Genomic DNA, 18,152 nt, shown 5'->3' with positions numbered 1-18,152 from the left:
ATATAACGTTTTTTTGAGCCGATTAAAAGAAATAATCGGCTCAGGTCTTTGCTTTTTGTTAGACTTTCGCACTCATCCTCACATTGGCTAATTATTTCAGCTTTCGGCCATCAGCAGTCAGCTTTCCGCTATAAGGGACAACAAAAAAAATTCATCATTCAACACTCATAACTCCTGCCTACCGGCAGGCAGGCATCACTTATTTGCGTCGGCTTTAGGCAGCACCAGCCGTCATCAAATTGGCTAATCATCACATTGGCTAATTATTTCAGCTTTCAGCCATCAGCTTCCCGAAAGAAAATTAAGCCGTATATTTACACGCTCATAGAAGCGCAGACTGGATAAGCAATTACAGCAGCGGAAACATTTTAAAAAAGCAATCGGCCAAAATTGAACTGCTAATACAGATTTATGTATTCAAATATTATTAACAATGTAAGCAAGCATATTACATTAACCAAAGATGAAACGCAATTCTTCACCGAACTGCTAACTTTCAAGAAAGTACCTAAAAAAACTATTCTGCTTCAACAAGGTGAGATCTGCAAATTTGAAGTTTATATCCAGAAGGGCTGCATCAGGTCCTATTATATTGACGAAGATGGCCTTGAAGTAACACTTTTATTTTCAGTAGAAGATTGGTGGGTAAGTAATATGGCCTCGTTTCACGAACAAACACCTTCACAGATGATTATTGAAACCATGGAGGACTGCGAGCTCTATATAGTGACCCCCCAAACCAAAGAAATACTTTTAAAGAAGATCCCTAAATTCGAACGATTCTTCCGCATCATCGTACAGCGCCATTTATGTACGTTTCAAAATAGAGTGCTTCATACGATCTCCAAGAGTGCAACAGACCGCTATTTAGACTTTTTGAAACTATACCCCGGCATCCCCACAAGAGTGGCACAACACTATATCGCCTCCTACCTAGGCATATCGGCTGAGTTTCTAAGTAAAATAAGAAAGCGTCTTTCCGGAAAATAATTTGGCGGACAACATAGCAGAATAAGCTCGAAATTCCGGTTTTTGCTGAAATTAACGTTATATAAAAAACACCTGCGGCGAATACTCCACGTAAAGCAAAGCTATTTGTTTTGAATTGACCCCATACCACCTTCACCTGCCATCCTAAAGCGAGGTGGGTTTTTCGAAAATAAACATACCGCATTAAGCGGAAAGCGCCCTACTCCAAAGTGTCACATAAAAACTTTATGGGCTTATCATTTCTTGAACCAGTTCAATGGAAAGCGCCCATAGAGTCCCTAGTTTTGCTTAACAAAAGCTTTGTACACAAACCTCTTAAAAAACATATCAAACACAAGGCAGAAACACAATTAATTATAGCAATCACAACAACAAAAACTAAAATGAAAAAGTTACTTTCCACATTCGCTGTCGTATCATTTTCAATAGCGGCATTTGCGCAAAAACCAAGCCCCGAGCTACTAAACCCTACCAACCATACGTTGGTAATGATTGATCACGAAGGGCAAATGTCTTTTGCCACGAAGAGCATTACAATGGATGAATTGAGGAATAATGTCGGTATTGTAGCCGGTGCCTCCAAAATATTTAAAGTGCCCACAGTGGTCACCACTGTGGCCGAGAAATCATTTAGCGGACCGGTATTTCCCGAGATAGAAACGTTCTATCCACAATCTACAAGCGGTTATATAGACAGAACCACCATGAACACATGGGAAGATACAAATGCACACCAAGCAATTACCGGAAAGAATAAAAAGAAAATTGTTTTCGCCGGGTTGTGGACCAGTGTTTGTATCGTAGGCCCTACATTATCCGCTATCAGCGAAGGATATGAAGTGTACGTGATTACAGACGCTTGCGGCGATGTCAGTAAAGAGGCGCATGAGCAAGCTGTTACCCGTATGGTACAAATGGGTGCAAAACCCATAACCGCTATTCAGTATCTGTTAGAATTGCAACGCGATTGGGCAAGACAGGAAACCTACAAACCCGTAACCGATCTAGTAAAAAAATATGGCGGTGCGTACGGCCTCGGTATACTATATGCCCACGATATGCTAAAACACTAATTCTATCAATCGAAGCAGGCTTAGTTCCTGCTTTTGAATTAAATAACAGTTCACAACATGAATATATTTAAAACGCTACCTCTCTTATTTCTACTTTTCAGCTCTATTGCGGTACACGCCCAAAAAGCGGACATCGTTATCATTAACGGAAAAATCACGACGCTCAGCGATGAAAACGCAGAAGTACAGGCAGTGGCCGTCGCCGGCAACAAAATTCTACAAACCGGAACCAACGCTCAAATACTCAAACTCAAAACAAGCAAAACAAAGGTAATAGACGCCCGTGGAAGCCGTATTATCCCCGGCTTATTTGACAGTCACTTGCACGTTATCCGTGGTGGCCGCTTCTATAATACCGAACTACGCTGGGATGGTGTTACTTCGCTAAAAAAAGCCCTGCAAATGCTCAAAGAGCAGTCGGCCCGCACACCCGAAGGGCAATGGGTTCGCGTAGTAGGTGGTTGGAACGAATACCAGTTTGAAGAAAAACGATTACCCACTTTGGCAGAAATCAATGAAGCCACTGGTGATGTACCTACCTTCATTCTTTACCTGTATGGCAAGGCCTGGCTCAACAAGGCAGGATTGAAAAAATTAGCCATCAACGGCGACACCCCTAATCCCTTCCAGGGTTTGATTGAAAAAGACACCGAAGGTAACCCCACTGGGCTCCTAGTAGCAGAGCCGAACGCATCGATCTTATATTCTACCTTGGCAAAACTGCCCGAGCTTTCGCACGATGAAAAGGTAAACTCAACGCTGCAATATATGACGGAACTCAACCGCCTGGGGGTAACCGGCGGAATGGATGCCGGTGGCGGTTTCCAAAATTTTCCGGATGATTACGGCATTACCGACGAGCTGAATAAAGAAGGAAAAATAACGGTACGTTTACCTTATTACCTCTTTGCCCAGAAAAAAGGTACAGAGCTTGCCGATTATAGCAAATGGACAGGAATGGTAGAAATAGACGATCACGGGCACAACGGTTTTAACGATGTAGATTATTACGTAGAAGGCGGCGGTGAGAATTTGGTAATGGATGGGGCCGATTTCGAGAATTTTCTTTTTCCCCGCCCCGAACTACCACCTACCATGGAAAAAAACATGAAGGAAGTACTCTCATTATTGGTAAAAAAACGGTGGCCATTTCGTATTCACGCCACCTATAATGAAAGCATCACCCGCTTCCTGAACGTGATTGAAGATATTGACAGGGAAACACCACTTAATGGGCTGGTTTGGTTTATTGATCACGCAGAAACGGTAACAGATGAAAACCTCAAACGTATAAAAGCGCTGGGTGGTGGTATAGCCGTGCAACATCGAATGGCCTATCAGGGCGAAAGCTTCATCCACCGTTATGGCAAAAAAGGTGCATTGGCAGCTCCACCCGTGAAACGTATGTTAGCACTTGGGCTACCAGTAGGTTTAGGCACAGATGGAACCCGCGTAGCAAGCTACAATCCGTGGGTGGCCTTGTATTGGATTACCTCAGGTAAAACCATTGGCGGCACACAGGTAATGGCAAAGGATAATACACTGGACCGAAAAACCGCATTGGGTCTTTTAACGTACGGAGGGTACAAGTTGATTAAAGACACGTTAAAAGGAAAGATTGAAAAAGGATATTTCGCCGACCTGGCGATCCTCGATAAAGACTATTTCACGGTAAACGAAGAAGAAATCAAAAACATCACTGCTAAGCTCACCATTGTAGACGGAAAGATAGTATACGGAAATGAAGAATATAAAACCGTAGCACCCGCTACACTTCCGGTTATTCCCGCCTGGTCGCCCGTGAAGTATTTTGGCGGATACCAGAAAAATTAAGGTTTTAGCACCGTCCGAAGTTAAGTATTCTGAAAGTCAACGTATGAGGTCTATTTTATTATACTTGTTCTTATTGTCTATACCGATGCATATGCTGGCGCAGCGTTTTCAGCTGATGCGGTATGATGAAGATTATTCAACACTGAAAGACAGTACAAGAACTTTTTACAACAAGATAAAATACATCCCTCTTTCCCAAACCGGTGCTATTTACCTTTCACTTGGAGGGGAAGTACGCGAAGAATTGGATTACTCCGCCAATGAAGACTGGGGAGAAATGCGCGTTGGCCAAGATGTTTTTTTGCTTCAGCGTTATCAAGTCCACGCTGATTTGCATGTCGGAAATCGCATTCGTTTTTTCGGGCAATTGCGGAGCGGTTTAGAAAATGGACGCAAGAACGGTCCGCGCCGTATCGACGAGGATAAACTAAATGTCGAAAATCTCTTTGTTGATTTTGTGGCCTATCGCAAATTGGATAAAGCACTTACACTTCGCGTAGGCCGGCAAGAAATCCAATATGGCAGCGGTCGTTTGATTGATGTACGAGATGGTCCTAATCTTCGTCTTTATTTTGATGGAGCTAAACTTGCTTATGCATCACCAAGCTTAAATGTTGACGCTTTTGTTATGGCGGAGGCCAAAATAAACACTGGCTTTTTTGACAATAGCTCCACACGTGAAGCCAACCTTTGGGGTATTTACAGCACCTATATTATTCAGCAAAGTGGCAATTTTGATTTTTATTACCTCGGCATTAACCGTGCCGATGCTACGTTTGATGAAGGTGTAGCCAAAGAATCCCGGCATACACTTGGTGCCCGGTTTTGGAGAAGAGGCGGTGGTTTTATATATAATTTTGAAGGAGCCTATCAGTTCGGAAAATTCGGTATCGGCAATATAAAAGCGTGGACAGCATCAGCGGAGGTGGGCTATATGTTTGAATACATACCGGGGGCCCCTACCATAAACCTTCGCCACGATTACATTTCAGGCGACAAAACCAAGGGCGATGGTACATTGGGAACATTTAATCCCTTGTACCCAAAAGGGGGGTATTTTGGATTCAATCCCCAGGTGGGCCCCGTAAATTTAATAGACCTTCATCCTTACCTTGCATGGAATGCCGCTAAAAACGTAGCACTCACGTTGGATGTTGTGTTCAACTGGCGCTATTCTTTGCAAGACGGCGTTTACCGTCCCGATGGATCATTCAACATGTCGTCTTCAAACTCCGCAAAAAGATACATCGGAACGGCATACCTCACAAGTGTATCCTGGGATATGAATCGTTTTTTAAATTTCAACATCGGCATACAATACTTTAAAACGGGAGATTACATAAAGGACGTAATACCGCAGTATAAAGACGGCTTCTTTGCAAGTTCCGTCATCGGATTTAAATTTTAACCAAAATGAAAGATAAACCGCCCCTATCTCCGCCGTTCTAATACACCGAGTTAATATGCCTGTATTGCTGTTATTAACAATAATATTAAATCGTATAAAAATGAAAAATCAAAAACTCAGCTTTATTAAAGCAGTGACTTTACAAACCCTATGGATGGTATTTTTCGCTGCAGGGAGCATGGCTACCTTTGCGCAAACCGTTTCCACAAAAACCACACAAGCAAGCCCCGTAGGGACCTCAAAAGAGTGGGGCAGTGTTGATGGGGTTTCATTAATTGGTTTGGTACAGGGGCCTTCCGCTGCCGTGGCCGATTTACAAATAGCCTGTGTGTTTGAGTACACAGAAGGAGATATTTTTAATTCTCCACCTGCCTTACCTGCTGCTCTTAACGGGTTAGTTCACCTTGACGAAGCACTGAAAGGTCAGCTCACCGAAATTCGTAAAACAGGTAAATTTGATGGGCACTTTCTGGAAACTTTTCTTATTACCCCAGACGAAAAAGTGCTAGGCGCAAAAAAACTATTGCTGATAGGGCTTGGTAACCGAAATAATTTTAACGAAGACATTATGGTTGCCGTGGGAGCAATTGCCGCTCGTGAAGCGTTGAAACTAGGTGTTACCAACATAGCATTTGCCAGTGATTTGAAGGATGCGGGTATTGACAGTAAAACAGCCGTAGTATCCGGAAATGTGGTAAAAGGCATCATCAACGAATACCGCACACAAAATGGTTTAAAAACGCAAAAGCTTGCTCAATTTAAACCGTTGAAAAAAGTGTACCTTCTTGCCGGGCCCTCGTTTTTTGAAACAGCAGGTAATGGCATCAAGGAAGCCATCACCGCTTTCAAGAATTGATAACCCTTGATTTTTTCTCACAGAATCTTTGCCGGGCGCACTGCTCGGCAAACTTAGCAGACAGTAAACTATAGATTTTAGTTATCGGATTTCGGATGTCAGTCAGCTTTCGGCTTTACTTGGTGTTACTGCTAATAAGGTTTATGCTATAAGCTCTATGCTTTAGGCAGCACCAGCCATCATCAAATTGGCTCATCATCAAATTGGCTAATTATTTCAGCTTTCAGCCATCAGCTTTCGGTTATAAAGGCGGTAACAAAAAAATTCCTGCCTACCGGCAGGCAGGCATCATTCATCATTTGTATCGGCTTTCAGGCCGCACTAGCCCTTCTTATTATCACATTGGCTAATTGGCTAATTGGCTAATTAAACCTCAACGACTTTTGCACCTGTTAATTCATAAAGAAAGCCCCCTCATATAATTCTATACAAGGGGACTTTCCGTTATTTATCAACTCGCGTATCATCTTTGGCCACAGTTGAGATGGCTGATGCTACAATACCAGCCGTTGCGAGGTAACCGGCGATGGTAACTACCGTTGTCGGTAAAGTAATCGGAGCTGTTAGCAACGCTCCGCCTACCGCACCCAAGGTTAAACCGATGGTTCTTATTCTTTTAAAGAACTTCGGTGTGGGTGATTTGATTCTATCTGTTATTTCGTTCATTTTCGTTATTTGTTGTTCGTTATTTGTTATTGGTTATTGGTTATTGGTTTACGGCTTATGGCCATTTTCCAAAAACTCCATCCGCTGTCGCAGTAAATTATAATTCGCTTTTAAATCTGCTTTCAGCAATTGTATACTCGCTTTCATGATGGACACATCCTGCTCCATTTTCCGGAAGTTACCATGTAACTGTTTTAGAAAATAAGCGATGATTGATAGTAATATGGAGATAAGGGTTCCTAATAAGGTTATTAATTCTAATGATTTCATTGTTATTTAGCTTTTAGGGGTTAGAAATTAAGTATAAGCTATCGGCTTTCGGATGTCAGCTATCAGCGATCAATAAGATGTAAGCTTTAAGGTATAAGCTCGCACTACTACCACAGTTACTTATAAGACCGTAAGCGATTAGCTTTATGTAGCCAAAACATTATCATATTGGCTAATGATCACATTGGCTAATGATCAAACTACTCCCCGCGGCAGCACATTCAGCTAATAAAGGATACACCCGTTTATAGGCATCTGCCGAATGCAGTACCCGATAATCGCCGTCAATCAGCTGATAGTAACTTCCAGTTAAGGGGCAACCACGGGTGTCCGTATGGTAATTTCCGATATGGAAGAACACCAAATTGAAATTGGGAATACCTCTGATTTCTACCATTCCCTTATGCATGGAACTGTATCGGCTCTGATATTTGGCATTCATACCCGCCAGCTTGTTCAAGCCGAGTTGATAGGTCCCGGCCGGGATGGCCGTTTCTCCCGGGATTTTTTCATCCCGTATTTTATCTTCCAGTATATAGCACTGGAAGAGATTGTCAATGTATAACTGGCCGAGGGTCGTGTTTATGCCTTCGGCGATTCTTATTAGTTTAATCATATTATTTAGTTTTTAGGTGTTAGGAATTAGGCGTTAGCTCTCAGCCATCAGCGGTCAGCTTTCGGATGTCAGCTATCAGCTTTATGCCGTAGGCTATAAGCGGTAGGCACTCACTCAAAATTCCTGCCTACCGGCAGGCAGGCATCACTCATAACTCATAACTCAACACTAATAAACCTACTCAACCACTTTCCTACTTAACTACTCAACCACTTCACCATTCCCCCAGATAAACGCTTCGTGAAAAATGTTTCCAATCGCGCGTACGAAATAGGATATACACAAGTACCTCCTGATCTTTCAGTTGCGGAGGCAGTGTAATACTGACCTTTCCATCCGCCCGAATGGATGGTTCTTCATTGATTCCCGCAATACGCAGAGAAGGACTATAGGCACATAAGAGCACGCCATCGTCCGGGTTACCAAAAATGTAATCCGATCTTGCGTTAAACGTTGCTGTCAGGGTGTTTCCATCTCTCTTCAGCTCTATTTCGCGAGCAGACATTAAGGTTCCCTCACTGAGCAGCACCTTAGCCGGATTCACGTATTGATTGGGATACGCCCCTTCAATCGCTCCGCTAAGCACCTTTGACATTGCTCTTCCCATGGCCGATTTTCCACGCTTCCTGGTACTGTATGTGCTTTGCAGGAGTTTTCCCAAGGGTGCCAAAAATTCCATTGCGATCTTAAAACGTTGCTGTACAGCCAATCGTCCATTTGGTTCTTTTTTAACTTTCGGTAATTCAATTTTTGATATCCATTCCATTCTTTCTGCGTTAAGCGGAGGGCACGGTTACCCGTACCCTCTGTCACATACTAAGCAAGGTTCACCGTTCCGAGATACGTGCTTCTCGACACTTTCCTGCCCTGCCTATCGGCAAAGAAAGTCCACACATGCCCCTCACCTCCCAGGAAGTGATTTGGCAGCGTGATATCCACACTTCCATCGCCCCGTAAAGGTGGTGTCGGTGCCGATAAAAACTGATCGATCTCCGGTTGATATAACAGGATGTATACCCGATCGTCATTGTTGGTATCGTATAACGTATTCTGCGTAGTATCCCAGCTCACCGTCATAACACCGGCGTCCACCGTGACACTTTCAGAGCCACCGCCTGCAAAGAAGCCGTCGCTGATACGGATTTTACTATAATCCAGCGAATAATCGGGATAGTCACCCATAAGCGCCAGCACCAGGTTCTCCCTGAAAGCTGTGTTCATGGGGGTCATGCTGTCCACTCGCTTCTGGCCGAAACCGATACGAATGAACGCTGTGATGGGGAGCAGGAAGCGCATCACTGTACGGAATTTAGCCTGTTGCATCAATTGCTCTTCCGTTGCGGGTTTCGTGCGTTTTTTGTAGAGGCCCTTAATGTAGTCTATGCTCTTCCAGCTGCTGCCGATCACACTTCCCGCTTTACCTTTGAAGCCACCATTTGCTCCATTTCTGATAGTTCCCATTTTTTTCTATTTTAAAGTTTAACCATACATTCCGCAATCATTTATACCGGTATCTCATGCGTCATGAGGCAAACATAAAGCGTAAAAAAGGGCTTTCATAGGCGCCGAAGCGCATTGAAGGGAGGGTGAAGGGGATGTATCGAAAAATTGAAGGGATCATGAAGGGAGCGATGAAGCATGTCTTTAGGTTTTTTGTCTTCGCAGAGGTGCTGCGTCCACCGGTCAACTACTTAGCTATTTCCCTAGGTAATATCTTCGCAACCGGCAACCAACTCTCCCTTTTTTTCTAAACGTCATCGGGATTTTATCGAGGTGGTATCGGGACCTGATCGGGAAATTGCCGACAAAAAGCCGATCAGGAGTAAGTAAAAAGCAAGTAAGCGGCAGCATTTGGTCAGAAATTGGCAGGTAATTAGCTTGCAACACACAACTAAAAACCCCAATACATCGTCCTCAACCGTTCCACATCGGCATCCCGAAAATACTTCTTACCCTTTTCCACTTTAGCCACTTTGATCAGGCCCTTATGCTGACAGCGAAGTAAAGTGCTGTCACTAATCCCCACCCGATCCATCGTATAAGCCGCATCACGGTAAACGGTTTCTTCCTTTTCCTTTTGGAGAATGAAGCGTTGAATTTCGATTGTATATTCTTTAAGGCCTCTCACTTCGCGATACAATAAGCGAAGGAGATAAGCACACTGCGGGCATGGCGCAGGCCCTTTAGGTCTTGCGTTCATGATGATTTGATTTAGGGTTTATAGTTTAAAAATTGATTCTTGCCTCATCAGCATTTTATCAATATCTTTGAGAGAAGAATTTTAAAAATTAACAGATGATATAAAAAGGAATATTTAACATATAAATTATTTAGCGACAGCTATTTCACCAAGCACCTCGAAGTCTCAAATTATTGAATGCACATGGTAAATAGACTGATCGCCCGCCAATGCGCGGGTGTCAGTTTGTTCATGTGCAATGGGTTTGAGACCCCAGAGGTGCTGAATGTACGGCCCGTTGCATTATTAACATGGCAGCAATTATCAATACTCAAGACCTCCTATCCCAAAAAATATACACCTTGGGATTTAGCAAAAATTTTCAAGACATCTGCAAGCGGCAAAAGCTCTATACCCTACAAAACATCATAGATCTTGGCCATCAGGACATAGCACACAATCCTGTTTACACTATTCCCTGGTTTAATGAACTCATGGATTTCCTAGACCAAAGGCAGATGCTCTATCTCTTAAACACGAATGTTAGAGGTGGTGGTTATTAATCAGATTAACTAGGTCCATCAGTAAGCGCCTTACCTTTATAATGGTATTGCGATCAGCAGTATGGTACTTTTTCCGCAGGCTTTCGTACGATAACTCTTCATGCTGCAGCGTGCCAATATGCTTACTAATAAACCGGAATAAGTTGCCTTTCTTAGGTGTTTCAACAATACGTGCCTCGTGCATCAGATGAATCAAGAAAAGTAATTGCATCGCTGAGATAGACACTCGAAAATATAAATCCTCTGTCTCTTTCTGCACCGATAATACCGCATTTAGTTCATCCCACACTTCCTTATAAAAGCGGTAATGATCCATTCCAAACAACTTCTTGGTAAGTGGAATGTGCAACTTCTCTTCATCCCAGAGGTCAATCAGCTCACCACGCGAAAGTAACTCCTGTTGCATATCGCCAAAATACTGCTGTATTTCCGTAAGCAGTAACATAAAAGCATCTTGTAATCGCAGCAAGTCGTCCTTTTGCCAATATTCCAATAATTTCTCCTCCTTGAAATAAGCCAAAAGTTTTTCTATACGCTTTAACCTTTCCCGCCAATCATTCATGCCACTTCTCATTTATGACGGATATAAAGCTTGCACGTTCGCTTTAAACTTCGCCCCTACAGATAAAACGGTTTTATTTTTACCTTTCAGTATCACGCATTTCGCCTGTACAGTAGCGATACGGTTACGGGCTACGATGGTCGATTTGCTTACTTGAATAAAACGCGGCGATGAAAGACGTTGCATCAACTCACTCAACGTATGGTCTACTGTAATCACCCCGTTTATAGTGTGAATCTGCACCCGTTTATAATTTGTGGTGATATAATCGATATCAACTAATTCAATAATATCCTTTTTACTTTTACCTGTTTTCACAGATATGACTGCATCTAAATCGTCCGCCTCACCACTATATTGCAGCCCATTACTCCGATTAATTACCCGTTCTACCGCCTTACTGAAACGATCGAACGTAAATGGCTTTACCAGATAATCCACTCCATCCACATCAAAGACCTCGCTACCCAAGCGATTGTCCGCTGAACAGAATACTACATGAATATCCGGTTCCACTATCCGCCTAACCGCCCAACCATCTTTCCCTTTCATGTGAATATCTAAAAAGAGTAAATCAATTCTATGCCTTTCCAATAAAGCAGGTACTTCCTCGGGGTTCGTTGTTGAACAAACCAAATTTAAGTTTGGTATTGCGCTAATGTAATTCTTAACAATGGTAACAGAAGCCTGCTCATCATCTACTACCATGCAGTTAAAGACTTGCTTAATTGAGTATTCGTTTATCATATTTATTGGTTAATGCTAATTTTTACAGTAAAATATGCTTCTTCTTCCGCCACCGTTAATTGAAATTCATTTTTAAATACGATCTCCAACCTTCTCCTTAAGTTTGACAAACCTGTTCCACTTGACGTGATCGGTCTTGACCGCCGATCAAAGCGATTCCTACAGGTAAATTCAACCAGGTCATCTGTCAAAAGTAATTTTATGTAAAGCGCATCTCCGTCGCCTGTAAAATCCCCATACTTAAACGCATTTTCCAAGGGTGTAATGAAGGCCATGGGCAATACGCGCTGGCCGGCAAACTCTCCTTGCACTTCGGGTTTCAGGATTGGAATTTCCGGAAAACGGGCTTGTTGCAAAGCAAGAGCGGCTTCTACTTGCTGCCACTCTTTCGATACGACAATTTTGCGGGTACCTTGAGACGCATGTGTAAACGTATAGCGCGTTAGACCGGAGAATGAGGCCATTAGTTGGGCCCAGCGAGGCGAATATTTAAGTAATTCTCCGAAGAATAAATTAAAAATATTATGCACAAAGTGCGGATCAGCTTGCTTCGCTAATACGTCGTATTTTAGCTTTTCTAGTTCTTTCGCCATCAACGCTGCATACATCTTTGTCTTATATTCAATAATGGCCATTTCTATTTGCTTATTTTTGTATGCGCGGTATTTCAAAAAAACAAAAAGCCCCACAGCAAAAATGACCAATAAAATATAGTGCTTTGCCATGCGCCCTAGAAAACTCCAATCTAGTGGAGGCACCTTTTGATTTACCTTAAAGCCCAAATGAACCATCAACTTGTAGAGATATAAATATGCACCTGGTGCTGCCAAAAAATAAAATATTAGCAATAGCAGTAATCCTTTATACCAATGCTTCTTATTGAATACCAGAAATAGGATCCCTAGCAAAAGGTAAAATACAATCACTTTTAGAACAAAAATTCCAATAAGCGTACCGACACGTTGTTGCGGAAAATTTAATCGGGTGCCGATGTACACGATACCGAAATAAAGTAACCAACAAGCTGCTTGGATGCCCAGTAGCTTTTGTTGACCGGGCGATCGTTTAAATCGTGTTAATTGTACCATTGTTGATGCAAAACGTTAAACTGAGATTGAGGGATTTGATAGGCCTTATAGGTTAGCTTATCCAATAGAAAGAAATCATTACCAAGGGCTAGCAAAGCATGCAGCATCTCCTGAGGTTCTCTTCTACTTTCCGGTTGTTTTTTTGCGGGCACAAAGAAATCATTTCTATTGGCATAGAGGTGTAAGCTCGACCAGTTTTGCCATTGTGCCGGATAATGTTGTAAGTAAGAAGCAAAACCACTGTAGATTTTATACAAGGTGTACTCAATAAAATCCGGCAATGTCATCTCTTTTTTTTCAAAAGGGCCGAGCCATATATAGCGGAGACTCTTGTCTGCTTCACGGAAACAGCAAAGCGTATAAATCGGCACATCCAGTTTGTAGGCGAGGTAAGGCAAACCTTTCCGAAGCAATTGATGCTGTGCCAAAAATGGTGTGCGCACGGTATTGACACCCGTTATAGCCTGCGCTCCTTGGTACCCATCCAAATACGTTAAAACATTCGATCCCTGTTCAAGCGCACGCTTCATTTTAAACGCCACCTTTGGATCTGTTGCATTTAATGTTGAAAAGGCAGTTTTTCTTGAAGTAGAACGCATTCCTTCTTTGATCTTATCAAAGAATTGCCTTTGCTCGCGATATGCATAATCGCCTATCAGCAACGCTAAAGGAATTTGTGATCTGTATAGTAAATAATTAATTAGCCGGTAAGACCCGGTATGAAACGTGCAGATCAATCCGGGTCGTTTCCTTAACCGTTCTAGGTATACCTCATCCCATCCTTGAATTATAAAAGGGTGTTCATCGTTAAAAAATGATTCATCAAGTCTGTTCCATTGCCTATTTAAAATGGCTTCACTAAACCATTTCTGATGCAAAGTAGCCGGAACGCCAGGCATAAAATGCGTTAGATTAGCACTGAAGAAAGCATAAGTATTCAGCATCTGCGGATGGCATTTCCATGATGACTTCGCTAGCCGCTGCTTCAGGCTGATTAATTTATTTTCATAATTGTTCAACATGATTATTTACATAAATGGTTTATAAAAACACTGCCCTTAGGGTCGGGCAGTGCTTGAAAAAATTAAAGATCCCAATACTCACAATCGTCAATCAAATTCATGATTCCATAGCGAAAACACAGATCGGAGAATCCTAGGGCTTGTTCAGGTAAAATCAACGGTTTTAACATTTTATCTATTGTTTAATTTAAGTACCGATTTTATCGAAGGCATCGGTATTAACCTACTCAATAGCTATGAGATTTTGGTGATCACGGTTCAAACATCTAATTTTTTCCGTAAAAATCTAAATAAATCGGCCGTAATTACTTTTACGGGTACCGAAATTGCATTTTTACAAAGATTTCCATTAGAGAATACACCTTATGTCACCTAAATAAAGCCCTCTAGGTTACCCTCGGCCAGTTGACTTCTTAAGGCATAAACGGATTGTCACCCCCGTCACTTGATTCATCATCTTTTCCTGCGTTTATTCGTCTTATTACCAATAAATCGCATATATGAAAGCATCTTTATCAAAAACACACCAGCCCCTTAAACCCCGCGTAAGGATTGAATTTCCATACATCTCCGATCCCGTCCAACTATCCTATAACTTACCAAAAAACACTACCTATCGCTTACGTTATGGACATTGCAGGCACTGGCAACATCCAAAGTTTACCGTCATTGAACAATATTGCCAGACCAAAGACACTTATATATACCTTTCTGAGATTGTTCCTTCCATGGAGTTAACCGTGAATTTTATTTATACCCATGATGACTTGTATTTTTTTTATCAATTAAAAGGTAATACAAGGTTGTGGATTGATCAGAAAAAAGCAACTATCTTACGTATGAAGGAACAAAATTATCAGATTAGCCATCTTCCAGCAGGGCATCACCAAGCCTATTATAAAAAAGAAAAACGGTATCTCACCTTTTATTTTATTATCGATAGATCCTTGCTTTTGCATTTTCAGGATAACTCCTTATCCTTTCTAAAAGATCTTCTCTTTAAGCTAACCTATAAACCGGAAAAATTTGGAAGCACCATTAGCATTCCGCTCAGCGCCAAAGCAAAACTTTATCTTTACAGGTTGTTTCATTTGCCAAGGCAAAATGAGCTCTCACTGGAAAGGTATATCCCTCCCATCTTGTTACAACTGATAACACTTGCCCGGCAAGAATACAGTGAAGAATACCAATCACAGAACAAGCTCATATTAAAGCTGCAACAAATAAGACAACAAGTGCAGGAGAATATAAAAGAAAGTGTTGCATTTACCGTAGAAGAACTGGCACATAATCACCAATTAACCACAAATTACTTAAACCAAGTGCACCGACGTCATTATCATGAGAGTTTGCAGCGTTATATTACCCGAACAAAATTGGCAGAGGGATACAGACAGATTGTGGAGGAAGGCATCACTCCTACTGCAGTTGCTTTAGATTTGCTATTCTACGACGGCGCAGCATTTACTCGAGCTTTTAAGAAAGAATTTGGTATCCTACCTAGTATTTTATACTTGAGGTATCACAAAAAATAAAGTATAATAAAATGTTCAGCATCCTTAAATTAAGTATTGATTAAAATGCCAGTGATAACGACTGGCATTTTATCTCAATCTAGCGAACAACTCGAACCTTATACAATTTAACTGACGGAATATGAAGCTTGAATGTTGGGTTCTCACCGTAAATATTAAAAGTCCACCAGCTTTCTTCTGCAATCGTGTATATCAACGCCTTAGACTCATTATGATAATTGGCAGATTTGATATTGACGCGCTTTGCCAGTGGAGTAAAAGGCTCAAAAGACTCCTTCCGAAGATCAAATGTCCACACGCCATGATGCGTTGAAATCAAAAATTGCGTATTATTTATGCTACTCAATTCATGTCCGCCTTCATCGGGCAATTTGTACGTTTTCAATAAAGTCAATTTAGGTTTGTTACCAGTCCAATTTACCAACTCATAAATCCTTAATTCATCAAAGCCGAGTGCCAGCACTTGCTTGCTTGCTAAATTCCAAACAACCCCATGTCCTGAATATAGACTATCTCTGTAAAGCACCTTTTCCGGATATCTGATATCATATACCTCCAGGCTGTTGCCTTTTTGATGCGTAGAATTAGCCACGGCAATACGTCCTCCCGGCAACAAGTCGGCGGAGTGAGCCATTGGTGTTTTAGCATAAAAAAGCACTTTCTTAGTAGCAATATCGAGCAATATGGTTGCCCCGCTGGAAGCTGTTAAGAGCAACTTAGTACCATTGTCCACCGGTTTACAGTCGTCCAATGTACTAAGTAGTTGCTGATAATCCCGAGGGAGTTGCTTTCCGGCTTCACTCACTTTCCATTTCCATCGATAGTTCACTTGGCCTTTATAAGCATCCTTTTTCGCTAAGATAAATACCTGATCTTCCCCGCAGGCTACCAAATCGCCTGATTCAGGTTTAACGTTATCACCTTGCGCAAACGCGCTTTGAAATACCGTAATCAGTAGAAACAAAACAATTAATTTATGCATGCTATTGTATTTTGTCCCATCCGGGATTTTGTGTCAGGTTCGTGTTCAACGTTATTTCTTCTTGCGGAATAGGACTAAGATACTCCCAATCTTCGAAGTTCTTTTTAGTAATGTTATAGGGCGTCAACCTTCCCGAATTGCCCTCCGAAAGGCCATTTACACTGGACAATTTAAAATATTGCACACCACTTACCCGATCCGTAGGCAATGGATCCGTGCTATTCACCACATATAAATCGTACTTACCATCCCGATCCAAATCGATCAGCTGGTTAAACCCTTTAATATAAATACCCTGGTATTCAGAGCGGAACAGATGGCCTTCGTTCCATCTAATGAGATCATCGCGCCTAAAACCTTCAAAAGCCAACTCCACTCTTCTTTCACGACATATCTCCAACACATTTGGGTCAGTTGTTCTTTTATATCTATTAAGCTGTAGCGCATCAGTCAAAAGCGGCAAGGTCATTTTCTTCATCACGCCGGCCCTCTCCCGCAGCCTATTCACTGTTAGGTCCAAATCACTTTGCGTTAATCGTCCTAATATTGCCCGCGCCTCTGCGTAATTCAGCAGCACTTCCGCATAACGAATCAAAATCGCGTCTCTGCTATCGTTTCCCTGATCTTCCAAAGGAGGGCCCACACGTTTCGTTACTTGATACCCCGTTCTATTCTGCGCGAAGTCATTTACCGATTTAGAGGACGTACCAATCCGTACATAACCAGGGTACACCACTGATTGCTTTAATCTCAAATCGCGATTTTGAAATTCATCAAAATATTCAACCTTCATAATATCACCTCCACGCGAAGTATAGTACGAATCGCCCTCGATGGTTGTATAATCACTTATTAAAGAATGTGTGGCACCGTAATTTCCATTAGAAGTAGAGGTAAACTCCGGCGTATAGTAAAAATAGATCTGGCTGGCAGACCTAGCAAGTATTACTTCATCAGGGTTGGCTTCGGCGGCTTGAAACATTGCCGCATAATCCGTCTCCGGTGTGGCAGTTGTATAGATGTTATATACATTTGCGTCCATGAGTTCTTTTGCAGCAGCAGCACACTCCTCCAACCATTTGTCTGCATCCGGTAAGTTTTCTGCTGAATGGTATTTACGCCATGATCCTTCAAAAAGCGAAATTCTAGATTTTAGCGCCAGGGCGGTCCATTTCGAGATCCTGTTCTTATTTTTTTCTGCCGGCAGATGCTCGATCGCGAAATTTAAATCACTCAATACGTGATCCATCACCACCGTCCTCTCATCACGACCTTTATACAGATCCTCATCATTTGTACCTAAAACCTTGGTGTACAGTGGCACATCTCCAAAGGTTTTTACCTTTTTAAAATAAAACCAAGCTCTAAAAAATTTCGCTAAGCCAAGATACCTATTCTTTAACTCCTCATCTTTAGTATACTGTTCAACGTTCGTTATAAAATAGTTGAGGTTTCGAAGCTCTGTCCAACTCCAGCCACCGCTACCTAAAGCCGTAGGAAGCGTGTATAAAGCGGTCCGTATCGTAGGTGGGCTAGCAATATGCTCCATATTATCGCTAAACTTATCGTCTTTGATACTATTAAAATCCAAGGAGTTGTAAAAACCATTAGAAAAAGTCTGCAGTCCGGCTTCATTTTCAAAAATAGCAGGAGATTCGGCTATCTGCGTTTCAGGTGTTATATCAAATGCGCTTTCGCAACCCAAAAGGCTCCATGCCGAAAACGTCAAGCAGGCTATCTTATATATCACTTTCATAGTTAT

19 protein-coding genes are annotated in these 18,152 nt (G+C 42.0%); 7 read left to right on the top strand and 12 right to left on the bottom strand.

Annotated elements, in window-relative coordinates:
• Positions 1 to 411: 411 nt before the first annotated feature.
• The 5 genes from E0E36_RS15360 to E0E36_RS15340 all read left to right on the top strand — a co-directional run bounded on the left by E0E36_RS15360 (position 412) and on the right by E0E36_RS15340 (position 6,160).
• Complete coding sequence (locus E0E36_RS15360; RefSeq protein WP_130856675.1) at positions 412 to 990, top strand: Crp/Fnr family transcriptional regulator; 579 nt, start codon at positions 412 to 414, stop codon at positions 988 to 990.
• A 383-nt stretch (positions 991 to 1,373) separates the two neighbouring features.
• On the top strand, positions 1,374 to 2,063 hold the full coding sequence (locus E0E36_RS15355; RefSeq protein ID WP_130856674.1) for a hydrolase: 690 nt from the start codon (positions 1,374 to 1,376) through the stop codon (positions 2,061 to 2,063).
• Between the two features lie 57 nt (positions 2,064 to 2,120).
• The gene (locus tag E0E36_RS15350) at positions 2,121 to 3,896 is read left to right on the top strand and encodes an amidohydrolase (protein ID WP_130856673.1); all 1,776 of its coding nucleotides are present in this window, start codon (positions 2,121 to 2,123) and stop codon (positions 3,894 to 3,896) included.
• 43 nt (positions 3,897 to 3,939) lie between these two features.
• Entirely contained in the window at positions 3,940 to 5,304 is a 1,365-nt protein-coding gene (locus tag E0E36_RS15345) for an alginate export family protein (RefSeq protein WP_130856672.1), read from the top strand.
• Between the two features lie 100 nt (positions 5,305 to 5,404).
• Complete coding sequence (locus E0E36_RS15340) at positions 5,405 to 6,160, top strand: M17 family peptidase N-terminal domain-containing protein (protein WP_242627237.1); 756 nt, start codon at positions 5,405 to 5,407, stop codon at positions 6,158 to 6,160.
• A gap of 444 nt (positions 6,161 to 6,604) precedes the next feature.
• On the opposite strand, the gene E0E36_RS15335 is transcribed toward E0E36_RS15340, so the two are convergent.
• The 6 genes from E0E36_RS15335 to E0E36_RS15310 form a co-directional block, all read right to left on the bottom strand.
• Positions 6,605 to 6,826, bottom strand: a complete 222-nt coding sequence (locus tag E0E36_RS15335; protein ID WP_130856671.1) for a hypothetical protein — start codon at positions 6,824 to 6,826, stop codon at positions 6,605 to 6,607.
• Between the two features lie 48 nt (positions 6,827 to 6,874).
• The gene (locus tag E0E36_RS15330; protein WP_130856670.1) at positions 6,875 to 7,096 is read right to left on the bottom strand and encodes a hypothetical protein; all 222 of its coding nucleotides are present in this window, start codon (positions 7,094 to 7,096) and stop codon (positions 6,875 to 6,877) included.
• Between the two features lie 172 nt (positions 7,097 to 7,268).
• The gene (locus E0E36_RS15325) at positions 7,269 to 7,712 is read right to left on the bottom strand and encodes a DUF5675 family protein (RefSeq protein WP_130856669.1); all 444 of its coding nucleotides are present in this window, start codon (positions 7,710 to 7,712) and stop codon (positions 7,269 to 7,271) included.
• Positions 7,713 to 7,926: 214 nt separating this feature from the next.
• Positions 7,927 to 8,478 carry a DUF6266 family protein gene (locus tag E0E36_RS15320; protein ID WP_130856668.1) on the bottom strand — a complete coding sequence of 184 codons (552 nt, stop codon included), beginning with the start codon at positions 8,476 to 8,478 and terminating at the stop codon, positions 7,927 to 7,929.
• A 50-nt stretch (positions 8,479 to 8,528) separates the two neighbouring features.
• Positions 8,529 to 9,173, bottom strand: a complete 645-nt coding sequence (locus E0E36_RS15315; RefSeq protein WP_130856667.1) for a DUF6266 family protein — start codon at positions 9,171 to 9,173, stop codon at positions 8,529 to 8,531.
• A gap of 430 nt (positions 9,174 to 9,603) precedes the next feature.
• Complete coding sequence (locus E0E36_RS15310; protein ID WP_013668124.1) at positions 9,604 to 9,912, bottom strand: MerR family transcriptional regulator; 309 nt, start codon at positions 9,910 to 9,912, stop codon at positions 9,604 to 9,606.
• A 290-nt stretch (positions 9,913 to 10,202) separates the two neighbouring features.
• Here E0E36_RS15310 and E0E36_RS15305 point away from each other — a divergent pair, with 290 nt between their 5' ends.
• Positions 10,203 to 10,454: a hypothetical protein gene (locus E0E36_RS15305; RefSeq protein ID WP_130856666.1), complete on the top strand. Its 252-nt coding sequence runs from the start codon at positions 10,203 to 10,205 to the stop codon at positions 10,452 to 10,454.
• On the opposite strand, the gene E0E36_RS15300 is transcribed toward E0E36_RS15305, so the two are convergent.
• Genes E0E36_RS15300 through E0E36_RS15285 form a run of 4 tightly spaced genes read right to left on the bottom strand, consistent with a single transcriptional unit; the run spans position 10,435 to position 13,873 of the window.
• Positions 10,435 to 11,028 (bottom strand): hypothetical protein, encoded by a 594-nt coding sequence (locus tag E0E36_RS15300; protein ID WP_130856665.1) that lies wholly within the window; start codon positions 11,026 to 11,028, stop codon positions 10,435 to 10,437. The genes E0E36_RS15305 and E0E36_RS15300 overlap by 20 nt on opposite strands.
• Positions 11,029 to 11,763 carry a LytR/AlgR family response regulator transcription factor gene (locus E0E36_RS15295; RefSeq protein WP_130856664.1) on the bottom strand — a complete coding sequence of 245 codons (735 nt, stop codon included), beginning with the start codon at positions 11,761 to 11,763 and terminating at the stop codon, positions 11,029 to 11,031. It abuts the gene before it with no gap.
• A 2-nt stretch (positions 11,764 to 11,765) separates the two neighbouring features.
• Positions 11,766 to 12,851, bottom strand: a complete 1,086-nt coding sequence (locus E0E36_RS15290) for a sensor histidine kinase (RefSeq protein ID WP_130856663.1) — start codon at positions 12,849 to 12,851, stop codon at positions 11,766 to 11,768.
• The gene (locus E0E36_RS15285; RefSeq protein ID WP_130856662.1) at positions 12,839 to 13,873 is read right to left on the bottom strand and encodes a lysophospholipid acyltransferase family protein; all 1,035 of its coding nucleotides are present in this window, start codon (positions 13,871 to 13,873) and stop codon (positions 12,839 to 12,841) included. The genes E0E36_RS15290 and E0E36_RS15285 overlap by 13 nt, the downstream gene beginning before the upstream one ends.
• Before the next feature lie 500 nt (positions 13,874 to 14,373).
• On the opposite strand from E0E36_RS15285, the gene E0E36_RS15280 reads away from it, so the two are divergent.
• Entirely contained in the window at positions 14,374 to 15,408 is a 1,035-nt protein-coding gene (locus tag E0E36_RS15280; protein WP_130856661.1) for a helix-turn-helix domain-containing protein, read from the top strand.
• A 79-nt stretch (positions 15,409 to 15,487) separates the two neighbouring features.
• On the opposite strand, the gene E0E36_RS15275 is transcribed toward E0E36_RS15280, so the two are convergent.
• Both E0E36_RS15275 and E0E36_RS15270 read right to left on the bottom strand, forming a co-directional pair.
• Positions 15,488 to 16,390, bottom strand: coding sequence for a DUF6528 family protein (locus E0E36_RS15275; protein ID WP_130856660.1), 903 nt, complete (start codon positions 16,388 to 16,390; stop codon positions 15,488 to 15,490).
• Position 16,391: 1 nt separating this feature from the next.
• Complete coding sequence (locus tag E0E36_RS15270) at positions 16,392 to 18,146, bottom strand: RagB/SusD family nutrient uptake outer membrane protein (RefSeq protein WP_130856659.1); 1,755 nt, start codon at positions 18,144 to 18,146, stop codon at positions 16,392 to 16,394.
• Positions 18,147 to 18,152: the final 6 nt, after the last annotated feature.

Source organism: Olivibacter jilunii, assembly GCF_900607235.1.
In the GTDB taxonomy this organism is placed as follows: Bacteria; Bacteroidota; Bacteroidia; order Sphingobacteriales; family Sphingobacteriaceae; genus Olivibacter; species Olivibacter oleidegradans.
This window is presented reverse-complemented; position numbering and strand designations above follow the sequence as displayed.